The following is a 24,567-nucleotide window of genomic DNA, read 5'->3' on the forward strand; positions in this document are numbered from 1 at the left end:
GGTGTTGCCAGTTTGGCGGTAGTGCCGGCCTCATCGCGGGGCAAGCCCGCTCCCACGCAGATGGCTGAGAACTCAAAGGCGTGGGAGCGGGCTTGCCCCGCGATGAGGCCAACCCTGACGCCCCGCAACACCCGTCGAAGTATAGTGCCCATGGCCCAAACGCCAGGTTTGCTAGACTCGCCCAACACACAATGCGAGGTGCGTATGAGCGAGCCGATTCGTCTTACCCAGTACAGCCACGGCGCCGGTTGCGGCTGCAAGATCTCGCCCAAGGTGCTGGATGTGATCCTCGCCGAGAGCGGCAGTCAGGCCCTAGATCCGAACCTGTGGGTCGGCAACGCCTCGCGTGACGACGCTGCCGTCTATGCCCTGGATGATGAACGCGGGGTGGTCTCGACCACCGACTTCTTCATGCCAATCGTCGACGACCCGTACGATTTCGGCCGCATCGCCGCCACCAACGCCATCAGCGACATCTATGCCATGGGCGGTGACCCGCTGATGGCCATCGCCATCCTCGGCTGGCCGATCAACGTATTGCCGCCCGAAGTTGCGCGCGAAGTCATCCGGGGTGGGCGCGCAGTCTGCGCCGAAGCCGGTATCCCCTTGGCCGGCGGACATTCCATCGATGCCCCTGAGCCGATCTTCGGCCTGGCCGTGACCGGCGTGGTCAACAAACGCCATCTCAAGCGCAACGACACCGCCACGGCCGGTTGCCGGCTGTACCTGACCAAACCGCTGGGCATCGGCATCCTTACCACGGCAGAAAAAAAGGCCAAGCTGCGCGAGCAAGACCAGGGCCTGGCGCGGGACTGGATGTGCACCCTGAACACCCCAGGCAGCCACTTTGGCAAGCTCGATGGAGTCAAGGCGATGACCGACGTGACCGGCTTTGGCCTGCTGGGCCACCTGGTGGAACTGGCTGAAGGCAGCGGCCTGACGGCGCGCCTGGATTATCGAGCCGTGCCGCGTCTGCCGAGCGTCGAGCACTACCTGGCCGAGGGCTGCATCCCTGGCGGAACCCTGCGCAACTACGACAGCTATGGGCACAAGATCGGCGTGCTGAGCGAGCAGCAGCAACAGCTGTTGTGTGATCCGCAAACCAGCGGCGGCCTGCTGGTGGCGGTCAGCCCGGAGGGTGAGGCGCAGTTTCTGGCGGTGGCCACTGAACTTGGCCTGCAGCTGTCGCCGATTGGCGAGCTGGTCGAACGACAGCGCCACGCGGTCGAGGTGATTTGATGCGCCTTGACTGCTCCGACTACCGCCAGCTGTTTCTCGATGATGCGCCAATGATGGACATGCGTGCGCCCATCGAGTTTGCCAAGGGTGCGTTCCCCTGCGTGGTCAACCTGCCGCTGATGAACGATCAGGAGCGGCAGAAAGTCGGTACTTGCTACAAACAGCACGGCCAGGCCGCGGCCATTAGCCTCGGCCATCAACTGGTCAGCGGCGCGACCAAGGACGAGCGGCTATACGCATGGGCGTCCTTTGCCAAGGCTCATCCCAATGGTTACCTGTACTGCTTTCGCGGCGGCCTGCGTTCGCTGATCGTGCAGCAGTGGCTGCGTGAAGAAGTGGGCATCGCCTACCCCAGGGTCAGGGGCGGCTATAAGGCCATGCGTACGTTTTTACTGCAGACCACTCAACAGGCCGCAGCCCAATGCGACTTCGTCCTGCTCGGCGGTTTGACTGGCACTGGCAAGACTGAGGTGCTACACCAACTGAACAATGTGCTGGATCTGGAAGGCCACGCCAATCATCGCGGCTCGAGCTTCGGCAAGCGCGCGAGCGCCCAGCCGGTGCAGATCGACTTCGAAAACCGCCTGGCCATCGATGTGCTGAAAAAGCGCGCGCGCGGCATCGAGCAATTCGTGCTGGAGGATGAAGGGCGGATCATTGGCAGTTGCACCCTGCCGCTGGAGCTCTACCAAGGCATGCAGCACTATCCATTGGTGTGGTTGGAAGACAGTTTTGCCAACCGGGTCGAGCGCATCCTGCGCGATTATGTCATCCATCTGTCTGCCGAGTTCGTTGACCTGCACGGGCCTGAGCATGGCCCTCGGCTGTATGCCGAACGCATGCTGCAGAGCATGGCCAATATCCACAAGCGGCTGGGTGGCGAGCGATTCCAGCGGCTGGCTGAATGGCTCAAGCTGGCCCTTGATGAGCAGCTGCGCAGTGGTGCAGTGGAGCTGCATCGAGGGTGGATCGAGGGGTTGCTCAAGGAGTATTACGATCCGATGTATGCCTACCAGCGCTCGGCCAAGGCCGAACGCATCGAGTTTGCTGGGGATGCAATAGAGGTGCAGGCCTATCTGAAGGCTCGCCACCAGCGCCAGGCTCGTGGATAACGTCAGACAAGGGTGACTTGGCCGTTGGCAGTCACCTCGATTTCCCTCACTGCCCCGGGCTGAGCACCCGCTCCAGCTCCGCCGCGCGGTCACGGCTCATGTCCATTTCGCACATGGCCCCTTCGATGCGGTAGATACTGCCGCTGCTCAAGCGGCCGTGGAAGGCGCAGTTGCCGTCGCGGTACTTGATCCATGTGCGTTGCACATCGCGCAGGTTGGTTTTCTGCTCTTTATCGAGCTTGGCCATCAGTTGCTTGTACACCCGGTTCAGCCGCTCATCCTGCAAGCGGGTCTCGGCCTGGATACATGCGCCCATGGCCAATGTGCTGGAGGCCTTGTCCATGCACTGGGTGTAAGTTTGCGAGTAGTCCTCGGCCTGGGCTTGGCAAGCAAAGCACGCCAGTAGGGCGGCACTGGCGATAGTGGATCGGCTGAGCATGGCGGGTCCTTGCATTCAAAGTTGGCAACCAGCCTAGCATTCTCTGGCAACTGGCCAACCACGCCGAACAAACATCAGCATCAGCTCGCCCCGGCACTACACTCACTCAGAACCCGCACTCGTTCACGCAGCCAGGCATGCCCAGCATCGCCTTCGCGCCGCGAATGCCAAACCTGGGCAAAGGCAAACGGCGCAATCGGCAGCGGCGGCGCGAAGCTGCGCAGGGCGGGGTCGAGGCGGGTGCCGAGCAGGCTGCGGCGGGCCACGGTAAGAATCAGGTCGGTGCCCGCGATCAGCGTCTGGGCAACGCCCCAGTGCGGCAGCGTCAGGGCAATCCGGCGCTGCTCAGCCAGCGCCTCTAGGGCCAGGTCGATCTCGTTGTCGATACCCGGACGGACCGCCACCAGCACATGCGGGCGCGCCAGCCATTGCGCCAGGGTCAGCCCACCCCGCGACGGCAGGCCACGCCGGTCAGCCAGACAGACGAACGACTCTTCGAACAGTACCTGGCACTGCACCTCAGAAGGCAGCTCGGGAAACACCCCCAGGGCCAGATCCACTTCGCCATCGATCAGTTGCCCCAGCATCGCCTCGCGACTGCCCTGGGAAACCACCAAGTCCACCCCTGGGGCATCCTGGCGCAGTTCGCGAATCAACGCCGGCAATACTACCCGCGCGCCATAGTCGGACATCGCCAGGCGAAACGTTCGCCGCGCCCTGCCCGGCTCGAACCCTGGGCTGCCGAGCAGACCATCGAGTTGCTGCAAGGCGTGTTGCAGAGGCTCACGCAAGGCTTGCGCACGGGCACTCAAGTGCAGCCGCCCGCCGCGCCGGACCAGCAGCGGGTCGGCGAAGATCTCGCGCAATTGCGCCAACGCATGGCTCACCGCCGGCTGGCTGCGATGCAAACGCAAGGCCGCGCGCGAGACGTGCTGCTCGCTGAGCAAGGCGTGCAGGGTCAACAACAGGTTGAGGTCGATACGGCGCAGATCATCCATGGTGCGAATACAGCCTGTGCAGACTTCGAATTTCCATCATTGAAATGGATAACCGAGACTGAAACCAGCCCTTTTACTGGAGAACATCATGCCGCAAGCATTAGCTCTATCTGCCCTGCTGCCATTGCTCGTTGCCGTGCTGGCTGGCGCCGCCGTGCCATTCCAGGCCGGCAGCAATGCCGCCCTGGGTCGGTTGTTGGGCCATCCGCTGTGGGCCGCAGGGGTGTCGCTGCTGGTCAGTTTGTTGATGCTGGTGCCAGCGCTGCTGGTGATGCGCGCACCGCTGCCGCAGTTGCAGAGCCTGGCCCAGGCGCCTTGGTGGGCGTGGTTTGGCGGCGTGGCCGGGGTGCTGTACATCACCGCTGCATTGGTCCTGACGCCCCGGCTGGGGGCGGCGGGATTCATCGTCTGCGTGATTGCCGGGCAGGTGCTGTCGTCGCTGCTGATCGATCAGTGGGGGCTGATGGGTCTACCGGAGCGGCCGGTGAATGTCTGGCGGCTGGTGGGGGTGGGGATGATTGTGCTGGGGATGCTGGTGGTGCAGTGGGGCACCTCGCGCTGATGCCCCAGTGTGCTGTTGGCAGTGCTGACCTCATCGCGGGACAGGCCCGCGCCTAGCACTGATGCAGTTCAAAACGCCTGCGGCTGCTCGGGCGGCATCAATACCTTATCGACCTGAAAACGCAGCGAGGGCATCTGCGTGCCGGCATACACCGCCACCCCCAGCGCCGCGATCAGCGCCACATCGAGCCAGCGCCAGCCGGGCATGTCAGTGCTGCTGCGAGCCTTCCAGCACCACCAACCCTGGCCCAGGCAAAACAGCGCAATCGCCCCCAGCCACAGATAAAAACCTGCACCAAAGCCAATCAAATCCTGGAACGCATAGCTGCGGTTATCCGGCAGCCGATCGATGCCAAGGCTGCTGGCCGCCAGGTACAACGCCGCCAACCCCAGTACCAGCGCCAGCCGGCGAAAACGTCGGTGGGCCAGCACCGCCAGTGCCAGCAACGGATTGGCGAACCACTGGTACAAGCCGAACGGCACGCCCCACGGCCCGTACAGCAGCATCTGCAAGGCCGGCATATGGCGCCCGGCGCTCATTACGGCACCCTCGAAGTACAAGCTGACGAGGTACAACAGCAGGCTGAAAGTCAGGTAGAAAGCGGGCAAGGTCGCACCAGGAGCAGACGGGACAAGCTGCGACCATACCCCAGGGCTGTGCCTGGCTCAAACCACTCAGAGTCCTGGATGGGCACGGTGTTGCCCTGGGTGATGAGCGCGGGCGCAGCCTTCATGGCCTGGTCGATGTCAGTCAGTTGCAGGTCTTCGAGCAACGGACTGATCACCAGCGACACGAAAACTGTCCCCCGAAAAGTAGCTATTCGCCTATGCAACAGGCGGTTCCAGCAACAGCCCGTAGAGCCCTGAGTCGGACAGCTCGCCCGCCACGCACCAGCGCGCGCGCAGGGTGCCTTCAAGGACGAAGCCCTGGCGCTCCAGGGTGCGCGCCGAGCCCTGGTTACGCGGGTCGATCTCGCCTTCCAGGCGGCGCATGTGCAGGGTGTGGGCGAGGTAGTCGATGAAGCAGGTCAGGGCTTCGTCCATGTAGCCACGGCCCTGCACGCTACTGGCCAGGCAGTAGCCGATCTCGCCGCGACGGGAAATATCATCGATGTTGAACAGCTGGACCATGCCGATCAGCTCGCCGTTGTCGCGGCGGTACATGCCCAGTTTGAGCAGCTCGCCATTGGCGTAGGCTTGGCGGTCGGCGGCCAGTGCGCTTTCGGCCTCGGCGAGGTTTTGCCAGGGTGCGTGGTGCCAGTAACGCATGACCTGCGGATCGGCCATGATCGCCAGCCACTGCGCAGCGTCTGCATGGCGCATGGGGCGCAGTTGCAGGCGCGGGCTTTCAAGGCACAGGTCACTGGGGAAACTGCGGGGTTGGGTCACGCCGGACCTCCTGTCCATTGCTGGAAAGGGCACAGTCTAGCGTTACTGAGGGTGTGCTGGGCAGCCTGGTTTTTTCTGCAGCAGTACCGGCCTCATCGCGGGGCAAGCCCGCTCCTACAGGATCAGCAGCGCAGCCAGTCCGGTAGGAGCGGGCTTGCCCGCGAAGGGCCGCAGAGCGGCCCCGAGGCCAGTGCAGCAAAACAATCAGAAGCCCATGCTGAAACTCAGCACCACACCATGGTCGCGGTTTTCGCTGGAGAGCTGCCCGGAGTAACCCAAGCCAAGCTTGCCGCTCTGGCCCACCGAGTAGTCGATCCCAGCCTCGACCACCGCAGCATCGCGGGCAATCGGTACCCCTTCGACGCTAAAGCCCGCACCGCCCTGAACGAAGTTCATGTCGGCATCCGGCTTGGTGTCGCCGAAGGCGTGCCGCCAGCCGACCGACAGCCGTGGGGTGACCTCACTGCCGTTGTCGAGGGTGATGCGTTTACCCGCACGCACGCCAACGGTGGAGAAGGTCACGTCCTGGTCGACACTGGCTTCAAGCCGCCCTACCCCACCTTTCTCGCGCCCGGTGTCGCTGTCGTAATTGACGTATGCCAGGCCTGCGAATGGCTCCAGGGCGACACCGCCGACATCGAAGGCGTAGCCCACTTCACCAAACACCTGGGCACTGCGCGCCTTGTAACTGGACTTCAGACGGTCGTCGTAGGCGCCCACCTGGACATCACGCTTGGTGTCGATGTCATGCCAGCTGTAACCGGCACCCAGTCGCGCGGCGAAGGCGTCGAGCTGGTAGTTGAGGTAGGTTGCCAGGTGGTAGCTGTCGACCGAAGCATCCGAGTTGCGCCGGCTGGCGTCGATGCTGGTGCGGGTATAGCCGGCGGCGACACCGACTTTCCACTGGTCATCCAGCGCGCGGTCAACGCCGAGAATGAAGCCCGACAGCTCGCGGTCGACACTGGCGTGGTTGCTATTGCCATCGTAATCACCCCAGCCACCGAGGGCGCGCATCCAACCCACGGCCTGACCTTGGCAACCCTCGCTGCTCATTTGCTGGTTGGCGGTCGGCGCCAGGGTGCGCCGTGGGTCGTTCTGCGCAGTGCAGTCGGCCTGGCGCATGCGGTCGTTGACGGCCTCGCGGATGTAACGCGAATCCTCGATCAGCACCGTAGCGGTACTGGCGTGGATCTCGCCGGAGAGGCTGTCGAAGGCTGCGCGGGCCTGTTGCTGATCCATGGTCAGGATGGTGTTCTGCAGCGCCGTTGGTGCCGCCGTGGTGTCCAGAGCACTGGCCACCGCGTGCTGGTTGCGGGTAGCTGCGACGTCGGCGAAATCGTTGTCGTTGCGGCTGACAGTAATGGTGACGTCGTTGTCGCCATAATCGATATCGCTGTCGATGAACGCGCTGTTGCTCAGGTTGGTGGTGGCGAAGGTGCCCTCCACGCCGTCGTCAGCAGTGACCACCGTGTACTGACCGTTACCGTCGGCCAGGCTGGTGACTTGCAAGCTACCACCCAGGTTGGCGGTACCGCCGACGTTCAAGGCACTCACGGTTGGCTGGTCGAGGGCCACTACCAAGGTGCCGTCGGCGGCGTTGGTGAAATCACCAGTGACGCTCAGGTTGCCATCGCTGCCTGGCAACACGGTACCGTGGTTGGTCAGGCTGGCGAGGGTGCCGTTACCGGTCAGGCCGGCGCCGCTGCCCACGGTAACTTGCGCATCGAGGCTGGCATTGGGGTTGGCGGCGTTGCCGATCTGCAGCACGCCCTGGTTGACGTTGAAGGCGCCGCTGAACGGGTTGTCGCCCGTCAGCAACAAGGTGCCAGCGCCAGTCTTGGTGGTGGTGCCGGTGCCGCTGAGAGCGCCTGCGTAGGTGCCGTTGGCCGCCTGCTGGAAGACCAGGCTGGCGTTGTTGAGGATGTTGCCTTGCAAGCTGCTGGTGTTACCCACCAGGGTACCGCCGCTGACTGTGGTGCCACCGCTGTAGGTGTTGGCGCCCGCCAGCACCAGGGTGCCGGAATCGAGCTTCTCGATGCCGCCGCTACCGGTCAGTGCAGCGCTGATCAGGGTGGTGGCGCCAGCGTTGACCCGCACTGCGGCCAGGCTGCCATCGGCGCCGTTGACCGGGGTCAGGCTGCCACCTGTGCCAGGCACCACTTGGTAGCCGTCAGTGAGGAACTGCAGGCCAGTGAAGCCTTGGTTGCCGACCACCGTGACAGTGCCCGCCTGGCCACCGAACACGGCGAACTGATCGGCCCAGGTGTCGCTGCTGGTCCCGGCGGCGTTGGTCCAGTTAGTGCCGCTACCCCAGGTGCCGCTGCCACCGGTGATGGTGCCATCGGCGCTGGTCTTGCTGCCGTTCCAGAACAACAGCGAGCCATCGTCGCCGCCCACCACCAGGTTGATCTGGTTGGCGATCGCGGTCTGCAGGGTCAGGTCAGCCAGGGCCACGCTGCCGGGGATGGCGCCGAATACCAGGCCGTTGTTGGTCAGCGTGCCGCCATAGCTGAACAGTTGATAGACGCCGGTCCCAAAGCCACCGGCATCGGTGATGTTGAGGGTGCCGTCGAGGGTCAGGTTGCCCGCGACCTTGACCGCGGTGGTGGACGCCGTTGGTGCGCCAAGGTCAAGGTTCAAGGCGCTACCCGACGACAGCGCGAGGCTGCCGACCGACAGCGCGGTGCTGCCAGCGCCAGCGCTGAGCGAGGCGCCGTCTTGTACCTGCACCGCGCCCGCCAGGGTACCGCTGCCACCCAGGTTGGCGCCGCCTGCAACCACCACGTTGGCGCTGTCGAGGCGACCGTTGACCAAGAGGCTGCCGCTATTGACCTGGGTGTTGCCGGTCAGGCCGTTGGTGCCGGTCAGCAGCAGTTCGCCAGTGCCGTTCTTGGTCAGCGTACCGCTGCCGGTGAGGTTGCCGGTGTAGCTGCCATTGGCGTTCTGCTCGAAGGTCAGGGCAGCGTTGTTGAGGATCGCACCTTGCAGGCTGCTGCTGTTGCCGACCACGCTGCCGGCGTTGATCTGGGTGCCACCGGTGTAGCTGTTGCTGCCGCCCAGGGTGAGCTGGCTGGCGCCATTCTTGATCAGGCCACCGGCGCCGCTGATCGCACCGTTGAGGGTCAGCGCGTTGCTGCCGGCGATGGCCAGAGCACCGTTGAGCACGCTGGTGTTGGCCAGGGTGACGGCCTTGTTGCTGTCCAGGGTGGTGCCTGCGGCGGCGGTCAGGGTGCCACTGCCCAGGGCGCTATCGTTACCCACCACCAAGGTGCCGCCATTAAGTGCGGTACCGCCGCTGTAGCCGTTGGCTGCGTTGAGCACCAGGGTGCCGTTGTCGAGCTTGGCCAGCTTGCCGGTGCCGTTGATGGCGACGTTGAGGGTGGCGCTGACGCCGTTGTCGACGCGCACGTTGGTCTGGCCGCTGCCCCCGTTGGCGGCGATCAGCTCGCCCGCGATGCCAGCATCGAGCACATAGCCGTCGGTGACGAACTGCAGGCCGCTGATCGACTGGCTGCCATTGACGGTGACGGTGCCCGCTGCGCCCTGGAAGATGGCGAAGGTGTTGTTCCAAGTGCTATTGACGGTCGCGTTGGCGTCGGTCCAGTTAGTCGTGGTGCTGTCCCACGTTCCGCTGCCGCCGTCGATCTGGCCGTTGGCGACTGTCTGGCTACCGTCCCAGAACAACAGGTTGCTGCTACCACCGACCACCAGGTTGACCTCGTTGGCGACGCTGGTCTGCACGGTCACATCGCTCGCTGGAACCGGCGTAGTGCCAATGGTCAGGCCGTTGTTCTGCAGGGTTCCACCATAGTCGATGAGGCTGTAGACACCAGAGCCGAAGCCGCCCAGGTCAGTGATATCGAGGGTGCCGTCGAGGGTCAGGTTGCCAGCGACGTCGATCAGCGCCGCGCCGCCCAGTGGCGCGCCGAGGCCTGCATCGAGGATCGAGTTGGCCCCCATGTTCAACGCGCCGACGCTCAAGGTCGAGCCGCTGTTGACCGCCAGGCTGGCGCCATCCGCCAGGGCCACTGCGCCGCTCAGAGTACCGCTGCCGCCCAGGGTGGCGCCGTTGTTGACCGCCACGTTGGCGCTGGCCAGGCTGCCATCGACAGTCAGGGTGCCGCCGTTGACGTTGGTGACGCCAGTCAGGCTGCTGACGCCGTTGAGCGCCAGGGTGCCGGCGCTGATCTTGGCGAGGGTACCGGCACCGCTGATAGCCCCGTCGAAGACCCCGCCAGTCACGCTCAGGCTGTTGCCAGCGGCGATGTCGATCACACCGTTGCCGCCGATATCGCCCAGGGTGGTGTTGCCATCCAGGTTAAGGGTCGCGCCACTGCTGACGTTGAGCTCGCTCTGGGTACCGAGGGCGGTGGTGCCGAGGGTGCTGAGGCTGCCCGAGAGGATGTTGAGAATACCGCTGAAGGTGTTGTTGCCGCTCAGGGTCAGGTCGGCCAGGCCGTTTTTATTGAGCACGCCATTGCCGCCGAGCACCCCAGCAAGGTGCAGGTCGCTGCTGCCCAGCACGTCGACTGTCCCCGTAACGTTCAGCGCGTTGGCAATGGTGACCGGGCTATTGGTATCCAACGCGGCGCTGCCGGTGACGTTGAGGCTGCCGCTACCCAGGGCACTGTTGTTGCCCAGGACCAAGGTGCCATCCTGCAGCTCGGTACCGCCGCTGTAGGTGTTGGCGCCGAGCAGCGTCAGGCGGGCGGTGCCCGACTTGAGCAGGCTGCCGCTACCGGCGACGATGCCAGTGAGGGTCAGGTCATTGCTGCCGAGCACCTGCAGCTCACCGGCGAGGTTGACGTTGTTGCCCAGGCTGACGGTCTGGCTGCTGTCCAGTTGCGTACCACCTGCGGCGTTCAGTGCGCCACTGCCCAGGGCAGTGTTGGACCCCAGCAGCAGTTGCCCGGCATTGAGCGCCGTGTCGCCCAGGTAGCTGTTGTTGCCGCCCAGACGCAGGGTGCTGGTGCCTAACTTGACCAAGCCTCCGTTGCCGCTGATGTCGCCATCCAGGGCAAGGTTGTTGCTGGCGCTGAGGTTCAGCGGGCCGGCCACGCTGATGTCGTTGGCCAGGGTCACGATCTTGTTGTTGTCCAGGGTGGTGCCGGCGTTTGCAGCCAGTGCTCCACTGCCCAGGGCTGTGTTGCTACCAACCACAATAGTGCCGCCACTCAAGGTGGTGCCGCCGCTGTAGCTGTTGTTGCCGTTGAGCACCAGGATGCCGCTGTCGAGCTTGTTCAGCGTGCCGCTGCCATTGAGTGGCAGGTCGAGGGTCGCGGTGACGCCAGGATCGACCCGCACTGAGGTGTCGCCGCTGCTGCCGTTGATCAGGTTGAGTGCGCCGCCAGTGCCGGCCAGCAGGCGATAGCCATTGTCGACGAATTGCATGCCGTTGACGGTCTGGCTGCCTTGCACGGTGACATCGCCAGCGGGTGCCTGGAACACCGCGAAGGTGCCACCCCAGGCGCTGTTGACGAGGCCGTTGATATCGGTCCAGTTGGTTCCGGCGCTGTTCCACACGCCGCTGCCACCATCGACCAGGCCGTTGGCAATGCTCTGGCTGCCGTCCCAGAACTGGATGACCAGGTTCGGTGAACTGACCAGCAGGTTGACCTGGTTGGCCAGGGCGGTTTGCAGGGTCAGATCGGCGCTGGTCACCCCACTGGGCAAGCTGCCGTAGACCAGGCCGTTGTCAGTGAGGCCACCGGCGTAGTCGAAGATCCGGTAGATACCATTGCCCATGCCTCCGATGTTGCTGACATTGAGGGTACCGTCGAGCGTCAGGTTGCCGCCGACATCGAACAATGCAGTGCCACCGGTGAGCGGCGAAGCCAGGCCAATGTCGATGATCGAGCTGCCGTTGAGCACCAGTGAACCCAGGCCCAGGGTGCTGCCACTCTGGCCGACCAGATGGCCGCCGTTGGCGATAGTCACAGGACCTGCGACAGTGCCTGAGCCGCTCAGGCTGGCCCCATTGGCGACGGTGAGCGCTGAACTGTTGAGGCTGCCATCGACTTGCAAGGTACCTGCGCTGACCTGAGTGCTGCCGCCCAGGTTGCTGGTACCGGTCAGGGTCAGGGTGCCAGTACCGAGTTTGTCCAGGTTGCCCGCGCCACTCAGGGCGCCGGCGAAGGTGCTGCTGGTGTTGTTGCTGCCCAGGCTCAGGGTACTGCCGATACCGATGTCGGCCACGCCCGAGCCGGTCAGGCTACCGAGGCTGGCATCGCCATTGAGGTTCAGTTGGCCGGTCGCGCCGATGTTGAGATTGTCGACATTGGCCAGCACGCCACTGCCCAGGGTAGTCACCGATCCGGCCTGGATGTCCAGGTCACCGGTAAAGGTCTTGGTACCGACCAGGGTGACATCGTCAACCCCGGTCTTGACCAGGTTGCCGGTGCCGGCGATATCGCCGCTGAGGGTCAACGCACTGCCAGTCTCCAGGGTCAGCTCGGCGCCATTGCCCAGAGTTATGTCGTTGCCCAAGACCATGGTCGCGCTGTTGCTGAGGGTCGAATCGCCGGTGACGCTCAGATCGCCCGTGCCCAGGGAGCCGGAAGTGCCCAGGGTCAGGGTACCGGCTGCCAGTTGGGTACCACCTTGGTAACCGTTGTTGCCGTTCAGGCTCAGGTTGCCACTGCCTTGCTTGATCAGGCCACCGGTGCCGTTGACTACCCCGTTCAGGCTCAGGTCGTTGCTGCCATCGACGGTCAGGCCGGCATTGAGGGTAACGTTATTGCCCAGACTGACCGGAGCATTACTGCTCAGGGTCGAAGCGCCAGCCACTGTCAAACCGCCCAGGCCGAGTGCTGAATTATTGCCGACCACCAGCGCACCAGCGTTCAGCGTGGTGCCGCCCAGATAGTTATTGGCGCCATTGAGGGTCAGCGTCGAAGCACCGCTCTTGACCAGGCTGCCTGGGCCGTTGACCACGCCGTCGAGGGTCAGGTCGTTACTGCCCAGCACAGTCAGCGCGCCGGCCAGGTTTAGCGCATTGGCCAGGCTGACCGCGGCGCTGGAATCAAGGCTGGTGTTAGCTGCAGCGTTCAGGCTGCCAGTGCCCAGGGCGCTGTTGCTGCCGACCACCAAGGTGCCTGCATTGAGGGCGGTGCCGCCACTGTAGGTGTTGTTGCCATTGAGGGTGAGCGTCGCTGCACCGTTCTTGATCAGCCCATCGCTGCCAGCGATGACGCCGTTGAGGGTCAGGGCCTGATTACCCGCCAGGGTGAGGAAGCCGTCGGTAAGGTTGACTGCGTTGGCCAGGGTCAGGGCCTGGGTGCTGTCCAGGGTGGCGGCACCATCCACGGTCAGCGCGCCACTGCCCAATGCGTTATTGTTGCCTAGCAGCAGGCTGCCATTGCGCAGCGTGGTGCCGCCGCTGTAGTTGTTGTTGCCATTGAGCACCAGTTGCCCTGCACCTTGTTTGTTCAGAGCGCCAGCACCGCTGATGACGCCATCCAAGGTCAGCGCCTGGCTGTTATTGACAGTGAGGGTGGTCGCCGCGCCGAGGCCGACTGCATTGGCCAGTTGCAGCGGGCCGGTTGCCAGCAGCGAGCTATTGCCAGTGACCGAAAGGTTGCCTGTGCCGAGCGCGGCATTGTTGCCCAAGGTCAGGCTGCCAGCGGCCAGGGTGGTGGTGCCCTGGTAGGTGTTGCTCCCACTGAGGGTCAGGTTGCCAGTACCGGTCTTGTTCAAGCCGCCCGCACCGCTGATCACGCCGGACAGGGTCAGGTCGTTGCTGCTGATGAAGCTCAGATCACCACCGAGGGCGATCTGGTTGGCGACGCTCAGCGGGCCCAGCGTATCAAGATTGGCGTCGCCGCCGAGGGTCAGGCTGCCCGTGCCCAGGGCCTGATTGTTGCCCAGGGTCAGGGTCCCGGCATTGAGGGTGGTGCCGCCACTGAAGGTGTTGGCGCCCGCCAAGGTTAGTTCGCCAGCGCCGTTCTTGGTCAGGCTGCCAGCACCGCTGACCAGGCCGTTCAAGGCCAGGTCGTTGCTGCCAGCAACGTTGAGGTTGCCGAGCACGTTGACGGTGTTGCCGACGCTCACCGCCGTATTGCTATCGAGCGTTGTGCCATTGGCAGCATTGAGCTGGCCTAGGCCGAGCGCAGTATCACTGCCCAGCACCAAGCTCCCGGCGGTGAGGCTGGTATTGCCCAGGTAAATGTTGCTGCCGTTGAGCACCAAGGTACCTGCGCCGGCCTTGGTCAGACCGCCAACGCCGGCAAGGTTGCCATTGAGCGTCAGGTCCTGTGCGGCGGCGATATTCAGGCTGCCGGCAAGGTTGATCTGGTTGCCGAGGGTCACGGCCGCTGTACTGCTCAGTGTGGTTCCGCTACCAGTGTTGAGCGCCCCGCTACCCAGGGCTGAGTTGCTACCGACCACCAGGGTACCGGCGTTGAGTGCAGTGCTGCCCTGATAGCTGTTGTTACCGTTGAGCGTCAGGCTGCCCGCGCCGGTCTTGATCAGGCCACCGCTACCACCAATCACCCCGCCCAGGGTGATGTTGTTGCTCGCCTGGGTGGTCAGGTTGGCGTTCAGGGCAATGGCATTGGCCAAGTTCAGGGCGCTGCTGCCGGTCAGGGTCGCGGGGCCGGAAACGGTCAATGCGCCGCTGCCCATGGCATTGCTATTGCCCAGCGTCAGCGTGCCGGCGTTCAACGTGGTGCCGCCGGCGTAGGTATTGACGCCATTGAGGGTGAGGTTGGCGGCACCGTTCTTGACCAGGCTGCCTGCGCCACTGACAACCCCATTGAGTGTCAACGCGTTGCTACCGCCAATGTTCACGGCGCCGAGCAGGCTCACCGCATTGGCAAGATTTAGCGCCGTATTGCTATCGAGCGTGGTGCCTGCAGCCGCTGTGAGGGCGCCCGTACCGAGCGCGCTATTGCTGCCCAGCACCAGGGTGCCGCCACCCAGACGGGTGCCACCGGTATAAGTATTGGCGCCATTGAGCACCAAAGTGCCGGTGTCGAGCTTGCTCAGCAGGCCGCTACCGGTCAGCAAGGTATTCACTGTGGCCGTGACATTGGGGTCGACGCGAATCGTAGTCGCACCATTGCTGGCATTGGTCAAATTGAGCGAGCCAGTACCACTGAGCTGATAGCCATCGGTGACGAATTGCATGCCGGTGATGTCACGCGTACCGACCACATTGACAGTGCCTGCGCTGCCCTGGAACACCGCGAAGGTGTTGGCCCAGGATTGATTGATTACACCGTTGGCGTCGGTCCAGTTGGTGTTAGTGCCGTTCCAGGTGCCGGTGCCGCCATCAATGGTGCCGTTGGGGATGTTCTGGGCGCCGTCCCAGAACAGGACATCACCTGCCGCACCCACCAGCAGGTTGACCTGGCTGCCGATCGAGGTCTGCAAGGTCAGATCGCCAGGCTGGACACTGCCGGGCACGGTGCCGATGTTCAAGACGTTGTCGATCAATGCACCGCTGTAGTCGAACAGACGGTAGACACCCAGGCCAAAGCCGCCGATGTCGCTGACATTGAGGGTGCCATCCAGGGTCAGGTTGCCATTGACGTTGACCAGCGCAGTGTTGCCGGTGGAGGGTGAGGCCAGGCCAAAGTCGAGGATCGAGCCGCTGTTCAAAGTCAGCGCGCCGGTGTTGAGCGTAGCGCCGCTGTTGGCGATCAGGTGCCCGCCATTGCCGATGGTGACCGGGCCGGAGACGCTGCCACCGCCACCCAGAGCGGCGCCGGTATTGACCTGAACGCTGCCAGTACTGAGCGAGCCACTGACATCGAGGGTGCCGCCAGTGACCGTGGTGTTGCCGCCGATAACGTTGACGCCAGCCAGTTCGAGGCTGCCACTGCCCTCCTTGATCAGGTCGCCATTACCCGCCAAGGCACCATTGAACACACTGTCGAGGTTGTTGCCGCCAACGCTCAGGTCGCTGCCAGCACCGATGTTCACTGCGCCGTCGCCGGTCAGGCCACCGACGCTGGTGCTCGCGCCGAGATTGAGGCTGGCGCCAGCCCCCACGTTGACTGACGAGGCATTGCCCAAGGCCGCGCCACCAATCGTGGTAAGGCTGCCGCCAAGCAGGTCGACAGCGCCGCTGAAGCTGTTGTCGCCGCTCAGGGTCAGGTCGGCCAAGCCGGTCTTGATCAGCCCGCCATTCCCGCTGATGTCGCCACTGAGGGTCAGGTCATTGCTGCCCGCCACGCTGAGGTTGGCGTTCAGATCGATGTCATTGGCCAGGTTGGCCACTGAGCTGTTGTCCAGGCTGGCGGCGCCTGCCACGGTCAGGGTGCCGGTGCCCAAGGCATTGTTATTGCCGATCACCACGCCGCCAGCATTGAGGGTGGTGCCGCCGCTGTAGGTGTTGTTGCCGTCCAGCGTTAACGTCGTGTTGCCGTTCTTGATCAGTTGCCCTGCCCCGCTGACGATACCGCCGAGGGTCAGCTCGTCGCTGCCCACCAAGGTCAAGTCGGCATTGAGGTTGATGTCGTTGCCCAGGTTGATGGCGGCGCTGTTGTCCAGGCTGGCGGCAGCACCGACGGTGAGATCACCAGTGCCGATGGCACTGGCATTGCCCAGGACCAGTTCGCCGGCATTGAGCAAGGTGCCGCCAGCATAGGTGTTCAGGCCATCGAGGGTCAGCGAGCCGGCGCCGTACTTGATCAGTTGGCCACTGCCGTCGATCACGCCGGTGAGGATCAGGTCGTTGCTGCCAACCAGCGTCAGCGCGTCGTTCAGGGTGATGGCATTGCCGACGCTGATATCGGCGCTGCTGTCGAGGCTGGCGGCGCCGCCGACGGTCAGTTTGCCGCTACCCAGCGAGGTACCGGTACCTAGCACCAGTTCACCGGCGTTGAGCACGGTACCACCGGTATAGGTGTTCGGCCCGCCCAGGGTCAGGCTGGCGGCGCCATTCTTGATCAGGCTGCCGTTGCCACTGACCAGGCCAGCCAGGCCGAGGTCCGCGCCGCCGTCGATGGTCAAGGCTCCGCTCAGATTGACCGCGTTACCCAGATTGACCGCAGTGCTGGCATCCAGGCGGGTTCCGCCAGCGGCATTCAGCACACCAGTGCCCAGGGCGCTGTCGCTGCCAACTACGATGCGCCCGGCGACGAGGTTGGTGGCACCGGTATAGGTGTTGGCGCCGGTCAGGGTCAGGGTGGTGGCGCCGTTCTTGGTCAGGCCGCCCACGCCCGCGATGACGCCGGCCAAGGTCAGATCATTGCTGCCAGTGAGGTTGAGGTTGCCAGCCAGGTTCAGCGCATTGGCCAGGGTCAAGCCAGCCACAGAGCTGTCCAGGGTGGTGTTGGCGGCGGCGTTCAATGCGCCGCTGCCCAGCGCGCTGGCACTGCCGACGATCAAGCTGCCGGCGTTCAGGGTGGTGTCGCCGGAGTAGCTGTTGTTGCCGGTCAAGGTCAGGCTGGCGGCGCCGTTCTTGATCAAGCCGCCGGTACCGCTGAGGGTGCCGTTCAGGGTCAGGTTGCTGGTGCCAGCCACTGTCAGATCATCCCCGAGAGCGACGGCGTTGGAGAGCACCAAAGCGCCAGTGCTGGCCAGGGTCGACGCGCCACCGACCGTCAACGCACCGGTGCCCAGTGCGGCGGCATTGCCCAGGGTCAGCGTGCCGGCATTGAGCGTGAGGCCGCCAGTGAACGTGTTGGCGCCGGACAGGGTCAGGTTGGCTGCGCCGTTTTTGACCAGCGCGCCGCTGCCGCTGATGACTCCGCCCAGAGTGGTGGCATTGCTGCCCAGTACGCTCAGGGTGTTGGCACCCAGATTGACCGCATTGCCGAGGTTGACTGCGGTATTGGCATCCAGGCTGGCATTGCCGCCCAAGGTCAACGCCCCCGTACCCAAGGCATTGTTGTTACCTACGGTGAGTGTGCCGGCATTGAGCGTCAGCCCGCCACTGAAGGTGTTGTTGCCGTTCAGGGTCAGGCCAGCTGCACCGCTTTTGAGCAGTGCGCCTGTGCCGCTGATCACCCCGCCGAGGGTAGTGGCGCTAGTGCCCAGCAGGTTGAGGGTATTGGCGCCCAGGTTGATCGCGTTGGCCAAGCTGACGGCAGTGCTGGCATCCAGGCTGGCATTGCCGCCCAGGGTCAGGGCACCGCCACCCAGGGCATTGTCGTTGCCCACGATCAACTTGCCAGCGTTGACGGTCAGGCCACCGCTGAAGGTGTTGTTGCCGTTCAAGCTCAGGTCGCCCGCGCCATTCTTGACCAGCGCACCGGTGCCACTGATCACCCCGCCCAGGGTGGTAGCGCTGTTACCGAGCAAGTTGAGGGTGTTGGCGCCAAGGTTGATGGCGTTGGCCAGGCTGACCGCGCTGCTGGCATCGAGGTTGGCGTTGGCACCGAGGGTCAATGCGCCCGTGCCCAATGCAGCGCTATTGCCGACGGTCAGTTGCCCGCCATTGAGCGTAGTGCCGCCTGCATAGGTATTGACTCCATTGAGGGTCAAGGTGGTGCTGCCATTTTTGCTCAGCCCGCCAGCGCCGGCGATCACCCCGGCCAAGGTTAGGTTGTTGCTACCGGTGAGGTTGAGAGTGCCCGTCAGGTTCAGCGCATTGCTCACGCTCAAGTTGGCGACGGTGGAATCCAGGGTGGTATTAGCCGCGGCATTCAGCGCGCCGCTGCCCAGCGCGCTTGCGCTGCCGACAATCAACGTGCCGGCATTGAGCGCAGTCGCGCCAGTTTGGCTGTTGTTACCGCTCAGGGTCAGGCTGGCGCTGCCATTCTTGACCAGGCCGCCAGTACCACTGAGGTTGCCCGCCAGGGTCAGGTCGTTGGTACCGTTGACTGCGAGGTTGGCGCCAAGATTGACCGCGTTGTTCAGCGTCATGGCGGCATTGTTGGCCAGCGTGGCCGCGCCACCCACAGTCAAGGCGCCAGTGCCTAGGGCCGCGGCACTGTTCAGGGTCAGGGTGCCGGCATTGAGCGTCAGGCCGCCACTGAAGGTATTAGCGCCTGCCAAGGTCAGGTTGTCGCTGCCGTTCTTGATCAGGGCGCCCGTGCCGCTGATCACTCCGCTCAGCGTGGTGGCACTGGAGCCCAGCACGCTCAGGGCATTGGCGCCAAGGTTGATGGCGTTGCCAAGGTTGACCGTGGCGTTGGCGTCCAGACTGGCGTTACCGCCGAGGGCCAACGCCCCCGTGCCAAGGGCCGTGTTGTTACCCACTACCAGTTTGCCGGTGTTGAGCGTGGTGCCGCCGCTGAAGGTATTGGCGCCGTTGAGAGTCAAGTCGGCCGCGCCGCTCTTGACCAGCGCTCCGGTACCGCTGATCACCCCATCCAGGGTGGTCGCGCTGGTGCCGAGCAGGCTCAGGGTGTTGGCCCCAAGGTTGACTGCGTTGGCCAGGCTGACGCCGGTATTGGCATCGAGGCTGGCGTTGCCGCCGAGGGTCAGCGCGCCACCGCCCAGGGCATTGTTATTGCCCACGGTCAGCTTGCCAGTGTTTAGGGTCAGACCGCCGCTGAAGGTGTTGGCGCCATTGAGGGTCAGGTCGGCTGCGCCGCTTTTGACCAGTGCGCCGGTGCCGCTGATCACGCCACTCAAAGTAGTGGCGTTGGTCCCCACCAGGCTTAGGGTATTGGCACCGAGGTTGACCGCATTGGCCAAGCTGACCGCCGTGCTGGCGCCCAGGCTGGTGCTGGCGCCGAGGGTCAGTGCGCCGGTACCCAAGGCCGTGTTGCTGCCTACGGTCAGGGCTCCGCCGTTGATGGTGGTTCCACCGCTGTAGGTATTGGCACCATTGAGGGTCAGACCGCTGGCGCCATTCTTGACCAGTGCGCCGCTGCCGCTGATCACCCCGCCAAGGGTCAGAGCGTTGCTACCGGGTAGCGTCAGGGTATTGCCGGCCAGGCCAATGGCGTTGCCCAGGGTCAGCGCGGTGCTGGTATCGAGGCTGGCATTGCCGCCCAGGGTGAGTGCCCCGCTGCCCAGCGCACTGGCATTGCCCAAGGTGAGCGTGCCGCTACTCAGAGTCGTGCCGCCAGAATAGGTATTGACCCCGTTGAGGGTCAGGCTGCCACTACCGCTTTTGACCAGCGAGCCTGTGCCGCTGAGAATGCCTCCCAAGGTCAGGGCGTTGCTTGAAGGCAGGCTAAGTGCCGCATTGAGCTGCACGGCATTGCTCAGCACCAGTGGCACGCTGCCTTGCAGACTAGCGGCGCCATTGACCGTCAATGAACCGCTGCCAAGGCCAGCTGCGCTGGTCAGGTTGAGGCCGCCAGCGCTAAGCACGGTGCCGCCGCTGTAGGTGTTGCTGCCCGCCAGGGTGAGCAGGCCGCTGCCGGACTTGGTCAGTGCGCCAGCGCCCGACAGCACGCCGCTCAAGCCCAGGTCGTTGCTACCACTGACGGTCAGGCCTCCTGCGTTGAGGGTCACGGCGTTGGCCAGGGTCAACCCGGCAATACTGCCCTGCAGCGTCCCGCCATTGCTGGTGATGCCGCCACTGCCCAGCGCGGCAGCGTTATCGAAACTTAGGATGCCGCCATTGAGCGTGGTTTGAGTAGTGCCATTGAGTACCTGGCCGACCAGGCTCCAGGTACCGCTGTCGACGATCAGGCGGTTGAAGTTGATGTAGTTGGAGGCATTGATCGTACCGCTACCGCCGGTGCCGCTGCCGCCACCGATGGCGTTCTGCAGTGCCAGGGTGTTGGTGCCGCCGGCACCGCCATCGATCTTGCCCGCCGCCGCGAATGCGAGGTTGGGGTTGCTGGTGACCAGCAAGGCAAGGCTGACACCCAGCCCCGCGCCGACACTCGAACCAGTGATGGCGTTGAAGCGGTTGCTGCTGTTGGCCCCCATCGACAGGCTGCCGGTGAGGGTCCCGGCGTTGGTGAAGGTGTTGCCCGTCGCCGAGGCCTCGAAGGCTGCCCGGCCCAGTATGGTGCCGGTGTTGGTGAAATTCACCGTGCTGCCGCCGGTCACGGCGATGACCGGAGTGTCCTCGCTCAGTATCGTCAGGCTGGCCAGCGGCGTGGAGCCGATACTGCCGGCGTTGGTGATGGTGGTGGTGCCCGTAGGACCGTTACGCGCGTCCAGCGCCATGCCGGTGAGGTTAAGCAGGCTCGCGCCCAGCAGCGCACCGGTGCCCTTGATCACGCCGCTGGCGTTGTTGTTGATGGTGAGGGAGCTGGAGGTGCCGGTGTTGCCGATCTGCACGGCGGAGGACTGGATGCTCAGCAGCCCCAGCAACGTCGGGTCGATGGTTCCGGAGTTGTTCAAGGTGTTGTTGTTGCCGGCCAGCGACAGGGACGTCCCGCCTATGCCGAGCAAGGTGCCCAAAGTGGCACCGGCGTTGACATTGACCGTAAGGCCACTGCCGCCGTTGGTATAGCTCGGTGCCAGTGGGTTGGCCGCGCCGTTGCAGGTGATTATCGACCCCGCCGCGCTGCAGGCGGCCAGCGCCTGTTCACTGCTCAAACCAAAGGCCATGCCCCCCACTGCCAGGCTGATAGCCAATGACAGCTGTGAAATACGTGCAGGCGAACGCTTGGCAACTCTTCTGTCCACGGATAGCTCCTTCGTGGATCAGGCCATTCAGTCCTTGAATGCGTGTGGCAAGTTGCGCTGCCGGGGGAACCAAAACACGCGACGAGTCGAATAGCCTGACCTTGGCGACTACTGATTTCCTTTGAGGGAATGTGTAGTCGCTGCCGGCGCGGCAATCGGAAATCACGCGGATAAAATGGTGTTAATACTTTGTGCCTCAAGCACGTGGTTCGCGGGGTACAGGCCAGAGGTCGTTGGATCCAACCGACGAACGGTGGCTCTGCAGCGTTCGCCGTTTGTGTGCTTTAACGTTCCAGCCGTCAGGCGACTTCAGCCCCCTCGTCAGGCCAATGTGGCTCGTTGGCTTCCAGCGGTGGCAGGCCATAAGCAGCGCGTGCGGCATCGCAACTAGGGTTGTGCACACCGTCGACCCAGGACGCTTCGAACTCTCGGCATGGGGTCGAGCGATTAGCGTAGAGGGTGCAGCCGACCTGCTTGCCAATCTCACCCTCCAGACCGATGCAGCGGCAGGGTTTGGCGTCGGTGCCAATCATCGCGACCCGGGTCGGGTTGATCTGCACCACCAGGTCATCGGGCACGACTCCGCCAGCAGACTGGCATTCGCCCCAGAAGAAGGACACACGGAAGTACCCGCAGCAAGCGCCGCAGTCAAGGCAAGGGTTGTATTCGGACATGATGACCAGGGGGGAAGGATTGTTGTTATCGGGGCTGGGCCCGCGGCGCCATTTGTAATCCAAGCAAAGGCGGCTGAGAAGAGGGGATGAGTAAAAAAACATTGCCGCTGATCGGGGCATCCAATGCATCGCGGGGCAAGCCCGCTCCCACGCAGATCAGCGTTGAATCCCAGACCAGTTCAGGGCTCAAGCTGGCGTTGAAGCGGGCTTGCCCCGCGATAGACGTAAAGCCTTACTTGTGGGTCAAGCCATCCGCCCGGAACATCTGGCGGATACCCCGAATGGCCTGGCGAATACGGTCCTGGTTCTCGATCAGGGCGAAGCGCACATGGTCATCGCCGTAGTCACCAAAGCCGATGCCCGGCGACACGCAGACCTTGGCTTCAGCCAGCAGCTTCTTGGCGAACTCGAGCGAGCCCAGGTGCGCATAAGCCTCGGGAATCTTCGCCCAGATGTACATCGAGGCCTTGGGGTTCTCGACCATCCAGCCCAGCTCGTGCAGCCCCTTGACCAGCAAGTTGCGCCGCTGCCGATACTGCTCGGCGATGTCGCGCACGCATTGCTGGTCGCCTTCCAGTGCGGCGATGGCTGCGACTTGCAGCGGGGTGAAGGTGCCGTAGTCGTGGTAGCTCTTGATCCGCCCCAAGGCACTGACCAGCTCAGGGTTGCCGACCATGAAGCCAATGCGCCAGCCTGCCATGTTGTAGCTTTTGGACAGGGTGAAGAACTCCACGGCAATGTCCTTGGCCCCCGGCACCTGCATGATCGAAGGCGCTTTCCAGCCGTCATAGACGATGTCGGCGTAGGCCAGGTCGTGCACAACCAGCACATCGTACTGTTTGGCCAAAGCGACCACGCGCTCGAAGAAATCCAACTCGACGCACTGGGCGGTCGGGTTGGACGGGAAGCCCAGGATCATCATCTTTGGCTTGGGGATCGACTCGCGGATCGCCCGCTCCAGCTCGTTGAAGAAATCCACCCCAGGCACCAGCGGCACCGAGCGGACCTGGGCCCCGGCGATCACTGCGCCGTAGATATGAATCGGGTAGCTGGGGTTGGGCACCAGTACCGTGTCGCCATGATCGAGGGTGGCGAGCATCAGGTGCGCCAGGCCCTCTTTGGAGCCGATGGTGACGATGGCTTCGCTTTCCGGGTCGATCTCGACCTCGTAGCGCTCCTGATACCAACGCGAAATCGCCCGACGCAGGCGCGGGATGCCACGGGAGGTGGAATAGCCGTGGGTGTCTTCGCGCTGGGCGACTTGCACCAGCTTCTCGACGATGTGCGGCGGCGTGGCGCCATCGGGGTTACCCATGCTCAGGTCGATGATGTCCTCGCCACGCCGGCGAGCAGCCATCTTCAGTTCGGCAGTGATGTTGAACACGTACGGGGGGAGACGATCGATGCGCGCGAAGCGGCGCGGCGAACCTTGGTCGGCCATGATTTCCTCGAGAGACGTTAGCGCCCGGAACCGTCCGAGCGACGCTGGCCGCTGCGGCGGCCTGATTCAGAAGATAATGCCGAAACACTATTAATGCAAAAGATAATTTCCTGTTTTTTATATATTTTTCAGGCATATTTTTTGAAAACTTTAGATCCATATTTGCAGTATCGGCCTCTTCGCGGGCAAGCCCGCTCCCACAGAATTCCCACAGCCTTTGAAGCTTGCACTGTACCTGTGGGAGCGGGCTTGCCCGCGAAGAGGCCGGTACAGGAAAAACAGGCAAAAAAAACCCCGGCACATGGCCGGGGTTTTTTCGTGTAGCAGGCGACTATCAGCGTGCGTAAGTCATCAGCACGTCAGCTGCGGTCTGGCTATCCACCGACATCATCACGCTCAAGGCGGTGACGGTGAGGATGGAGAAACCAAATACCTTGCGCGCCCATTTGCTGTCGTCTTCAGCCTTGTAACCACCCCAGGCCATGTACAACCAGTACAGACCCATGGCAGCCGCTACGGCCAGATAACCCAGACCGGCGTAACCGCCGAGGGTGAGCATCAGGGTCGCCAGGACAAAGGCCAGGACATACAGCACGATCTGCTTCTTCGCCGCCAGGACTCCGCGCGCCACCGGCAGAACCGGAATCTTGGCTGCCGCGTAATCGTTGAAGCGGAAGATCGCGATGGCAAAGCTATGCGGCATCTGCCACAGGCTGAACATCACCAGCAGGGTCACTGCAGCCAGGTCGAAGCTGTTGCTCACGGCGCAGTAGCCGATCACCGGAGGCATGGCACCCGACAGGCTGCCAACCAAGGTGCCGTGCACCGATTTGCGCTTCAGCCAGAGGCTGTAGAAACCGACGTAGACGATGAAGCCTACAGCTGCGCAGAACGCCGACAGCGGATTAGCCTGGACATACAGCAAGCTGAAGCCGGCCACCCCCAGGAGGGTGGCGTAGATCAGCGCGAGGGGCAGCGACATGCCGCCCTGAACCATGACGCGGTTCTTGGTACGTTCCATCTTCACGTCGATGTCGCGGTCGATGCAGTTGTTGAACACGCAACCGGACGCTACCACCAACGAAGTACCAACAACCACCGCCAGGAACAGGGCGAAGTCCACATGCCCCTTAGCGGCAAGGAAGAAACCGCCTGCCACGGAAAGCACGTTACCGAAAATGATCCCCGGTTTGGTGATTTGGATAAAGTGCTTCACGGACATGCA

12 protein-coding genes are annotated in these 24,567 nt (G+C 63.6%); 3 read left to right on the forward strand and 9 right to left on the reverse strand.

Annotated elements, in window-relative coordinates; all coding sequences use genetic code 11:
* Nucleotides 1–204: 204 nt before the first annotated feature.
* Both selD and mnmH read left to right on the forward strand, forming a co-directional pair.
* Nucleotides 205–1,239 carry a selenide, water dikinase SelD gene (gene selD / locus AAZU54_RS11865; RefSeq protein WP_392463434.1) on the forward strand — a complete coding sequence of 345 codons (1,035 nt, stop codon included), beginning with the start codon at nucleotides 205–207 and terminating at the stop codon, nucleotides 1,237–1,239.
* Nucleotides 1,239–2,351: a tRNA 2-selenouridine(34) synthase MnmH gene (gene mnmH / locus AAZU54_RS11870; RefSeq protein ID WP_434727193.1), complete on the forward strand. Its 1,113-nt coding sequence runs from the start codon at nucleotides 1,239–1,241 to the stop codon at nucleotides 2,349–2,351. The genes selD and mnmH overlap by 1 nt, the downstream gene beginning before the upstream one ends.
* Nucleotides 2,352–2,397: 46 nt before the next feature.
* Here the strand turns inward: mnmH and AAZU54_RS11875 are convergent, their stop codons facing one another.
* Together AAZU54_RS11875 and AAZU54_RS11880 are read right to left on the reverse strand one after the other, a co-directional pair.
* On the reverse strand, nucleotides 2,398–2,790 hold the full coding sequence (locus tag AAZU54_RS11875) for a lysozyme inhibitor LprI family protein (protein ID WP_186554111.1): 393 nt from the start codon (nucleotides 2,788–2,790) through the stop codon (nucleotides 2,398–2,400).
* Nucleotides 2,791–2,870: 80 nt separating this feature from the next.
* A complete protein-coding gene (locus tag AAZU54_RS11880; RefSeq protein WP_186554112.1) occupies nucleotides 2,871–3,788 on the reverse strand; it encodes a LysR family transcriptional regulator in 918 nt (305 codons plus the stop codon).
* An 88-nt stretch (nucleotides 3,789–3,876) separates the two neighbouring features.
* On the opposite strand from AAZU54_RS11880, the gene AAZU54_RS11885 reads away from it, so the two are divergent.
* Nucleotides 3,877–4,350 (forward strand): DMT family transporter, encoded by a 474-nt coding sequence (locus tag AAZU54_RS11885; protein WP_186554113.1) that lies wholly within the window; start codon nucleotides 3,877–3,879, stop codon nucleotides 4,348–4,350.
* A gap of 68 nt (nucleotides 4,351–4,418) precedes the next feature.
* On the opposite strand, the gene AAZU54_RS11890 is transcribed toward AAZU54_RS11885, so the two are convergent.
* From AAZU54_RS11890 to cyoE, 7 genes are all read right to left on the reverse strand, one after another.
* Nucleotides 4,419–4,958 (reverse strand): hypothetical protein, encoded by a 540-nt coding sequence (locus tag AAZU54_RS11890; RefSeq protein WP_186554114.1) that lies wholly within the window; start codon nucleotides 4,956–4,958, stop codon nucleotides 4,419–4,421.
* On the reverse strand, nucleotides 4,940–5,143 hold the full coding sequence (locus AAZU54_RS11895; RefSeq protein ID WP_186554115.1) for a hypothetical protein: 204 nt from the start codon (nucleotides 5,141–5,143) through the stop codon (nucleotides 4,940–4,942). Before AAZU54_RS11895 ends, AAZU54_RS11890 begins: the two co-directional genes overlap by 19 nt.
* A gap of 31 nt (nucleotides 5,144–5,174) precedes the next feature.
* Complete coding sequence (locus tag AAZU54_RS11900) at nucleotides 5,175–5,738, reverse strand: GNAT family N-acetyltransferase (protein ID WP_186554116.1); 564 nt, start codon at nucleotides 5,736–5,738, stop codon at nucleotides 5,175–5,177.
* A 204-nt stretch (nucleotides 5,739–5,942) separates the two neighbouring features.
* A complete protein-coding gene (locus AAZU54_RS11905; RefSeq protein ID WP_434727194.1) occupies nucleotides 5,943–21,227 on the reverse strand; it encodes an autotransporter-associated beta strand repeat-containing protein in 15,285 nt (5,094 codons plus the stop codon).
* A 299-nt stretch (nucleotides 21,228–21,526) separates the two neighbouring features.
* The gene (locus AAZU54_RS11910; protein ID WP_186554117.1) at nucleotides 21,527–21,901 is read right to left on the reverse strand and encodes a YkgJ family cysteine cluster protein; all 375 of its coding nucleotides are present in this window, start codon (nucleotides 21,899–21,901) and stop codon (nucleotides 21,527–21,529) included.
* Nucleotides 21,902–22,133: 232 nt separating this feature from the next.
* Nucleotides 22,134–23,342, reverse strand: coding sequence for an alanine transaminase (gene alaC / locus AAZU54_RS11915; protein WP_186554118.1), 1,209 nt, complete (start codon nucleotides 23,340–23,342; stop codon nucleotides 22,134–22,136).
* A gap of 334 nt (nucleotides 23,343–23,676) precedes the next feature.
* Entirely contained in the window at nucleotides 23,677–24,564 is an 888-nt protein-coding gene (gene cyoE, locus AAZU54_RS11920; RefSeq protein ID WP_312152488.1) for a heme o synthase, read from the reverse strand.
* Between the last annotated feature and the right edge of the window lie 3 nt (nucleotides 24,565–24,567).

The sequence above is a fragment of the Pseudomonas sp. Je.1.5.c genome (genome assembly GCF_051129895.1).
Lineage (GTDB): Bacteria > Pseudomonadota > Gammaproteobacteria > Pseudomonadales > Pseudomonadaceae > Aquipseudomonas > Aquipseudomonas urmiensis.

What these genes read in the sequence shown, in the direction of transcription:
- selD (WP_392463434.1), top strand. Translation starts at nt 205, where the DNA reads ATGAGCGAGCCGATTCGTCTTACCCAGTACAGCCACGGCGCCGGTTGC.
- alaC (WP_186554118.1), bottom strand. Translation starts at nt 23,342, where the DNA reads ATGGCCGACCAAGGTTCGCCGCGCCGCTTCGCGCGCATCGATCGTCTC.
- AAZU54_RS11875 (WP_186554111.1), bottom strand. Translation starts at nt 2,790, where the DNA reads ATGCTCAGCCGATCCACTATCGCCAGTGCCGCCCTACTGGCGTGCTTT.
- cyoE (WP_312152488.1), bottom strand. Translation starts at nt 24,564, where the DNA reads ATGTCCGTGAAGCACTTTATCCAAATCACCAAACCGGGGATCATTTTC.
- AAZU54_RS11880 (WP_186554112.1), bottom strand. Translation starts at nt 3,788, where the DNA reads ATGGATGATCTGCGCCGTATCGACCTCAACCTGTTGTTGACCCTGCAC.
- mnmH (WP_434727193.1), top strand. Translation starts at nt 1,239, where the DNA reads ATGCGCCTTGACTGCTCCGACTACCGCCAGCTGTTTCTCGATGATGCG.
- AAZU54_RS11910 (WP_186554117.1), bottom strand. Translation starts at nt 21,901, where the DNA reads ATGTCCGAATACAACCCTTGCCTTGACTGCGGCGCTTGCTGCGGGTAC.
- AAZU54_RS11885 (WP_186554113.1), top strand. Translation starts at nt 3,877, where the DNA reads ATGCCGCAAGCATTAGCTCTATCTGCCCTGCTGCCATTGCTCGTTGCC.